A 7484-nucleotide genomic window follows, 5' to 3' on the forward strand; every position below is an offset into this window, starting at 1 on the left:
TCGCCCGGCCCCGGCACCCAGCGGCCCAGCGGATAACGCAGGCCCTTGATCTCGTCGGCCTCGCGCGGCGCGGTGCTGGCCTGGCCGGCGGGGATGGGCAACAAGGGCGGCGGCTCGGTCATTTCGCCACGCTAGGTTGACGTAAACGTAAAGTCGACTCCCGCTGCTGATAGGCTAAAGCCCAGCCGATGCATCCCAACGCCGCCTTTCGCAGCGATGACGACGCGCTGGCTTTCGTGGCCGCGCACGGCTTTGCCCATATTTTCGGGGTTACGCCCGATGGCCCGCGCGTGGCGCATGCGCCGGTGCTGGTGACAGCGGCGGGCACCATCATGTTTCACCTGTCGGGCGGCAACGCGCTGGCAAAGCATCTCGATGGCCTCACCGCCCTGATCAGCGTGGGCGGACCGGGCCATTATGTTTCGCCCAACTGGTATGCGGAACCGGCGGACAACGTGCCGACCTGGAATTACCAGGCGGCCGAAATCGAAGGCCCGGTGCGCGCGCTGGACATGGCCGAACTGGAAACGCTGCTGAACCTGTCCTCTGCCACGTTCGAGCCCCGTGCGGGCGAAGACTGGACCATGGCCAAGATGGAGCGCCCGCGCGCCGAAGCCATGATGCGCGCCATCATCGGCTATGAACTCACGCCGGCTGCCATCCGCACGACGCTGAAGGCCAGCCAGAACCGCAGCGACGCCGATGCGGCTGGCGTGATTGCGGCGCTGGAACGGTTGGGCGAGACAGCGGGCGCGGCGACCATTCGAAAGTCACGCAAATGAAACTCGCCGTGTTCGATTGCGACGGCACGTTGATCGACAGCCAGGTCAACATTATCCGGGCGATGGAGAGCAGTTTCCAGCGCCACGGCCTGCCAGCGCCCGACAGCCACGCCACCCGCCGCATTGTCGGCCTTTCCCTGGTGGAGGCCATGCAGGCGCTGCTGCCACAGGCCGAACATGATCTGCATCTCAGCCTGGCTGATGATTACAAGACCGCTTTCCAGCGACTGCGCGCCGACAAGGCGCTGGATGCCGAACCGCTCTATCCCGGCATTCGCAGCCTGCTTGACGCGTTGGAGGGCGATGGCTGGCGGCTCGCGGTGGCCACCGGCAAATCGGATCGCGGCCTGAAATTGGCGCTGGAACATCACGGCATCCACCAATTGTTCGTGTCGCTGCAAACCGCTGATCGCCACCCGTCGAAACCGCACCCTGCCATGCTGCGCGCGGCCTTGACCGAAGCTGGCGCGATGGCGGAACAGGCGGTGATGATCGGCGACACCGTCTTCGATATCGCCATGGGGCAGGCTGCCGGCGTGCGCAGCATCGGCGTCGATTGGGGCTATCACGACGCGCACGAACTGATCGATGCCGGCGCGGCGCATGTTGCCGAGACGTCAGATCATCTGCTGGCGCTGCTGAATGGCTGAGGAGCCGCAGGGGAGCGGTGACATGATCACCCGGCTGCAGCAGCTGGGGCGCGTGCTGGCCTTCATCTCGTTGCTGTTTGGCGGTGCCTTTGTGGTGCTGGCCCGGCGCAGTGCCGCGACAGGCGAAAACGGCGAGGTCGCATCGGTGCTGTTCTGGGTGGCGGCGGTTCTGCAATTTGCGCTGGTATTCGTCTTGCTGTGGCGCAGGTTGCCGAGAGGGGGCAGGCGGGGGTAAAGCCACAGCATGTCCCAACCGCCCCTCCCCGTTGAAGAAGCCAAGAAGCGTTATCTCCGATATCTGGCGGTGCGGTTGACCGGCCTTGCCGTCATGGCTGCCGGCGTCTGGATGGTCCGCAACATTGGTCAGGCGCCGGGGCTGGCGGTGGTGCTGCTGGGCGGTTGTTCGTTGTTCGTGCGGCCCAAACATTTGGGCCTCACCCGCAAATGAAGCGATTTTACACGGCGGCCAGTGTCACCGGGGATGGGCCATTCGGCGTCAGCCTCGATAGCCGCCCGCTGCGCACGCCGGCCCGTGTGGCGCTGGCCGTGCCGACCCGGGCCCTGGCCGATGGCATTGCCGCCGAATGGCAAGCACAGGGCGAGAAGATCGACCCGCGCAGCCTGCCGCTCACCGGCTTTGCCAACGCCGCGATTGATCGCGTGGCGGCAGACCAGCCCGGCTTTGCCACGCGGCTGGCGGCCTATGCGGAATCCGAACTGATCGCCTATCGCGCCGATGGCCCGGCGTCGCTGTTGGCCGCACAGGCGGCAGCTTGGGACAATTGGGTGGAATGGCTGGCCCGCCGCTATGACGTGGGGCTGACCATCACCACCGGCATCATGCATGTGGCCCAGCCGGCAGCCACATTGGCCCGCATCCAGACGGCCTATGCAGCCTTTACGCCATTTCAGCTCGCACCGCTCGATCCGATCGTGACCATCACGGGTTCGGCCGTGCTGGCGCTGGCGGTGGCACACGACGAGTTGGACGCTGACGCCGCCTACGACATTTCCCATGTCGATGCCCGCTGGCAGGAAGAACAATGGGGCCGCGACCCGCTGGCGGAAAAGGCCGAAGCCACCCGCCGCGCCGATCTGGCCGATGCGGTGCGGTTCCTGCGCCTGTTGCCAGAGTCGGCTTGGCAGTGACCAATCACCGCTTGCCCACGGCGCGGCAGTTGCTAGGGACAATTCCAAGGGAGCATTGGCCATGCTGAAACAATTGCAGGAACTTGAACGTCGCCGGTCCGCTGCCGTTCTGGGCGGCGGCGAAAAGCGCATCGAGGCGCAGCACAGGAAAGGCCGGCTCACGGCGCGGGAGCGGCTGGATATCCTGCTCGACCCCGGCAGCTTTGAAGAGCTCGACATGTATGTGGAGCATAACTGCACCGATTTCGGCATGCAGGACACGATCATCCCCGGCGACGGCGTCGTCACCGGCAGCGGCACCATCAATGGCCGGCTGGTGTATGTGTTCTCGCAGGATTTCACCGTGTTCGGCGGATCGCTGTCGGAACGCCACGCCCAGAAGATCTGCAAGGTCATGGATACCGCGATGAAGGTTGGCGCGCCGGTCATTGGCCTCAACGATTCGGGCGGCGCGCGCATCCAGGAAGGCGTGGCGTCGCTGGGCGGTTATGCCGAAGTGTTCCAGCGCAACGTGCTGGCTTCGGGCGTGGTGCCGCAGATCAGCCTCATCATGGGGCCGTGCGCGGGCGGCGCGGTCTATTCACCGGCCATGACCGACTTCATCTTCATGGTGAAGGATTCAAGCTACATGTTCGTCACCGGCCCCGACGTGGTGAAAACGGTGACCAACGAAGTGGTGACCCAGGAAGAACTGGGCGGTGCCATCACCCACAGCACCAAATCCGGAGTCGCTGATCTGGCGCTGGAGGATGATATCGACGCGCTGCTGCGCACCCGGATGTTCTTTGATTTCCTGCCGCTCAACAACCGCGAGGATGCGCCGTTCCGGCCGACCAGCGACGATCCGCTGCGGATCGATCACAGCCTTGATACGCTGATCCCGGCCAGCGCCGCCAAGCCCTATGACATGCATGAGCTGATCCAGAAGGTCGCCGACGATGGCGAATTCTTCGAGCTGCAGCCCGGCCATGCCGGCAACATCCTGATCGGTTTTGCCCGCATCGAAGGCCACACCGTGGGCATCGTCGCCAATCAGCCGATGGTGCTGGCTGGCTGCCTCGACATCAACGCCAGCAAGAAGGCTGGCCGCTTCGTGCGCTTCTGCGACGCCTTCAACATCCCGATCGTCACCTTCGTTGATGTGCCCGGATTTTTGCCGGGCGTGGCGCAGGAATATGGCGGCATCATCAAGCATGGCGCCAAACTGCTGTTTGCCTATGCCGAAGCCACCGTGCCGAAAATCACCGTCATCACCCGCAAGGCCTATGGCGGCGCCTATGACGTGATGGCGTCGAAACATCTGCGCGGCGATCTGAACTATGCCTGGCCCACTGCCGAAATCGCCGTGATGGGCGCCAAGGGCGCGGTGGAGATCATTTTCCGCCAGGACATCGGCGACAAGGACAAGATCGCGGCACGCACCGCCGAATATGAAGCGCGCTTCGCCAATCCGTTTGTGGCGGCCTCCATGGGCTTCATCGACGAAGTGATCATGCCGCATGCGACGCGGCGGCGGATCGCGACGGGGCTGCGGAAACTGCGCAACAAGACGCTGGAGAACCCGTGGAAAAAGCACGATAATATCCCACTCTGAGCGCAGCCGGGCGAGCGAACAGAGCGAAGCGCTGTTCGCCGACTCCGGCAAGATCGGCCGGCGGGTTCGGGCAAGCCGGCGCCACGGCTTTGCCGGGGCAGAGGGTTGCCTGAGGCCCGTTCGACGTCACGTGACCAGGACTTTTGATGCCCGAGACCTATCTTGTCTGGAAATTCCTGCACATTACCGGCGTGGTGATGCTGATGGGGAACATCACGGTCACTGCCATCTGGAAGTTCTTTGCCGATCGCGATGGCCGCGGCCCGGTGCTGCAGTTCGCGCAGAAGCTGATCATCTACACCGATTGGTCGATGACCGTGTGGGGCGTGATTCTGACCGTGATCGGCGGCTATGGCCTTGCTTTCCAAGGTCAATTTGATCTTTTCAGCGGCTGGTTGCTGTGGGCGCAGATCTGTTTCGTTGCCGCCGGGCTGATCTGGATGGGCCTGATCGTGCCGATCCAGATCAAGGCGGCGCGCATGGCCCGCCAGTTCGGCGATGGGCCCGTGCCCGATTCCTATAAGGCTTTGTCAAAACAGTGGATTTTCTGGGGGCTCATCTCCACCGTGCCGCTGGTGACGGCCCTGTGGCTGATGATTGCACGCCCGGCTTGATTGTCGACGTGACGGTTAGATTGCAGTCATGTGACTCTTAAATGACAGTTCAATGACATTCTTGTTGCATTGACGTGACATTGGCAGCATCATTCTCCCATCAAGTGTTTTGGGAGGATTGAAATGCGCAGTTTGATGGCTCTGGTGGTTGCAGCAACGCTGGCCGTTCCGGCGGTTGCAGCTGAGCGCGGTTATGAACAATCGCAGGTGCGGGTGCAGACCGCCGATCTCGATCTTTCAACGGCAGTCGGGCAACGCCAGCTTGATAAGCGGCTGTCGCTGGCGATGGTTCGCCTGTGCGGTGCGCCGGTCTTCTACAGTCGCGACGAACTGGCTGATCTGGACGCCTGCTATGCCGACGCCATGAAGGCCTCCGCTCCGCAGGTGGAAGCCGCTCGGGCACAGCGTTCTGTGGCGGTCGCTTCGACGCGCTGACGCGTATTTTGTCCTGAACCTGAAAGGGCCGGTGCCATGCGCCGGCCCTTTTGCGTTGGGCTCAGCGCGGGCCAACGCCTTCGAATTCGACGACTTCACCGGCCAGGGCAGCAAGGGCAGTAGCAATGGTGGCAAACAGCAAGCGCATGATGAATTCCAAATGTCTCGTGAGTACCGACGCCACAGCGGGGGGCAGCAGCGTCGGCTAAGCACACGTGTGAGCGTCTGGCCTGCGCAGGGGAATGAGACCGTCTGTCACGCCTGCCTACCTGTGCTGATGCACCGCACCCGCCGCCAAGGCCAACAAGGCGTGTTGCACACGCTCATCGCCAAAATCGATATGTTGCATGACAGCGGCGTGCCGCTATGGAGCAAGCAGACGATCCGACGGGAGCCATTCGCCTTGTTCACCAAGATCCTGATCGCCAACCGCGGCGAAATTGCCTGCCGCGTGATTCGCACCGCGCGCGCCATGGGCATCAAGACCGTCGCCGTCTATTCCGATGCCGACGTGGCGGCCCTGCACGTGCGCGAAGCCGATGAAGCCGTGCATATCGGCGCCGCGCCCGCCGCTGAATCCTATCTGATCGCCGACAAGATCATCGCTGCCTGCAAGGCCACCGGCGCCCAGGCCGTTCACCCCGGCTATGGCTTCCTGTCGGAACGCGCCAGCTTCGTCGAGGCACTGAGCGCGGCTGGCATCGCCTTCATTGGCCCACCCGCACCGGCAATCGCCGCCATGGGTGACAAGATCGAATCCAAGCGCCGCGCCAAGGCCGCCGGCGTGAGCGTGGTGCCCGGCTTTGTTGGCGAAATCACCGATACCGATCACGCCGCCGAAATTGCTGCTGGCATCGGCTATCCGGTGATGATGAAAGCCTCGGCCGGCGGCGGCGGCAAGGGCATGCGCCTGGCCTGGAGCGAGGCCGACGTGCGCGAAGGCTTTGACAGCGTTCGCCGCGAGGCATTGGCCAGCTTTGGCGACGATCGCGTGTTCATCGAAAAATTCGTCGAGCAGCCGCGCCACATCGAAATCCAGTTGATCGGCGACCAACAGGGCAACATCATCTATCTGAACGAGCGCGACTGTTCGATCCAGCGCCGCCACCAGAAAGTGGTGGAAGAAGCCCCCTCGCCGTTCGTCACGCCGGAAATGCGCCGCGCGATGGGCGAACAAGCCGTCGCGCTGGCCCGCAACGTCGGCTATTTCAGCGCCGGCACGGTGGAATTCATCGCGGGCGCTGATCGCAGCTTCTACTTCCTTGAAATGAATACCCGCCTGCAGGTCGAACACCCGGTGACGGAATGCATCACCGGCCTCGACCTTGTTGAACTGATGATCCGTGTTGCCGCCGGCGAAGCCCTGCCCTTTGCCCAGAGCGACGTGCAGTTGAACGGCCACGCCATCGAAACCCGCGTCTATGCCGAAGATCCGTATCGCGGCTTCTTGCCGTCGATCGGCCGCCTGTCGCGCTGCCAGCCGCCTGAGGCCGGCACCGACGAGGAAGGCCGGCTGGTGCGCGTCGATACCGGCGTTGTCGAAGGCGCGGAAATCTCGATGTTCTATGATCCGATGATCGCCAAGCTGATCACCTGGGGTGAAAACCGCGACGCCGCCATCGCGGCCCAGGCCGACGCGCTCGATCGCTATCTGATCAAGGGGATCAACCATAATATCGATTTCCTTGCGGCCATCATGCAGCATCCGCGCTTCCAGGCCGGCAGCAACGTGACGACAGGCTTCATCGCCGAGGAATATCCCGATGGCTTCCACGGCGCGCCGGCATCGCCCGCCACCCGCAACGCGCTGATCGCCGCTGCTGCCATCATCCACGCCGAAACCGTGGCGCGTGAACAGCTGATCGATGGCCAATTGTCCGGCGATGGCGCCATCTATGGCATCAGCTGGATTGTCGAGCTGGACGGCGAACACGTGCCCGTGGAAGTGACCGGCGAAGCCGGCAGCCACGAAGTGCTGGTGGAAGGCCGCGACCTGGTGGTGCAGTCCGGCTGGCGCGTGGGTGACAGCCTGTTCGACGGCACGATCAACGGCACCCCGGTAGCCATCGCCGTGGCTCGCAAAGGCAGTTTCCTCACGCTGACCACCCGCGGCGGCGCCCACAAGGCACGCACCCTCACGCCGCGGGCGGCCGAACTGGCCCGCCACATGATCGCCAAGGTGCCGCCAGACATGAGCAAATATCTGCTCTGCCCGATGCCCGGCCTGATCGTGTCGATCGCCGTTGCCGAAGGCGAGCAC

General features: G+C 63.7%; 9 protein-coding genes. All 9 read left to right on the top strand.

Translation table 11 applies throughout. The annotated features are described in order from the left end of the window. The first annotated feature begins 188 nt into the window (after positions 1 to 188). Entirely contained in the window at positions 189 to 782 is a 594-nt protein-coding gene (locus RMO81_RS08990; protein ID WP_310475494.1) for an FMN-binding negative transcriptional regulator, read from the top strand. Next, the gene (locus tag RMO81_RS08995; protein ID WP_310475495.1) at positions 779 to 1432 is read left to right on the top strand and encodes an HAD-IA family hydrolase; all 654 of its coding nucleotides are present in this window, start codon (positions 779 to 781) and stop codon (positions 1430 to 1432) included. Before RMO81_RS08990 ends, RMO81_RS08995 begins: the two co-directional genes overlap by 4 nt. A gap of 22 nt (positions 1433 to 1454) precedes the next feature. Continuing rightward, complete coding sequence (locus RMO81_RS09000) at positions 1455 to 1667, top strand: hypothetical protein (protein ID WP_310475496.1); 213 nt, start codon at positions 1455 to 1457, stop codon at positions 1665 to 1667. A 9-nt stretch (positions 1668 to 1676) separates the two neighbouring features. Beyond that, entirely contained in the window at positions 1677 to 1880 is a 204-nt protein-coding gene (locus RMO81_RS09005) for a hypothetical protein (protein WP_310475497.1), read from the top strand. Further along, entirely contained in the window at positions 1877 to 2581 is a 705-nt protein-coding gene (locus RMO81_RS09010; RefSeq protein WP_310475498.1) for an ATP12 family protein, read from the top strand. The genes RMO81_RS09005 and RMO81_RS09010 overlap by 4 nt, the downstream gene beginning before the upstream one ends. Positions 2582 to 2642: 61 nt before the next feature. Next, positions 2643 to 4175, top strand: coding sequence for an acyl-CoA carboxylase subunit beta (locus tag RMO81_RS09015; RefSeq protein ID WP_310475499.1), 1533 nt, complete (start codon positions 2643 to 2645; stop codon positions 4173 to 4175). 146 nt (positions 4176 to 4321) lie between these two features. Then, complete coding sequence (locus RMO81_RS09020) at positions 4322 to 4789, top strand: DUF2269 family protein (RefSeq protein WP_310475500.1); 468 nt, start codon at positions 4322 to 4324, stop codon at positions 4787 to 4789. A 123-nt stretch (positions 4790 to 4912) separates the two neighbouring features. Continuing rightward, on the top strand, positions 4913 to 5224 hold the full coding sequence (locus tag RMO81_RS09025; protein ID WP_310475501.1) for a UrcA family protein: 312 nt from the start codon (positions 4913 to 4915) through the stop codon (positions 5222 to 5224). 403 nt (positions 5225 to 5627) lie between these two features. Beyond that, positions 5628 to 7484: acetyl/propionyl/methylcrotonyl-CoA carboxylase subunit alpha (locus RMO81_RS09030; RefSeq protein WP_310475502.1), on the top strand; the 1857-nt coding region annotated here is incomplete at its 3' end.

Origin of the sequence: Sandarakinorhabdus sp. (assembly GCF_031422795.1) — a bacterium.
Classification (GTDB): domain Bacteria; phylum Pseudomonadota; class Alphaproteobacteria; order Sphingomonadales; family Sphingomonadaceae; genus Sandarakinorhabdus.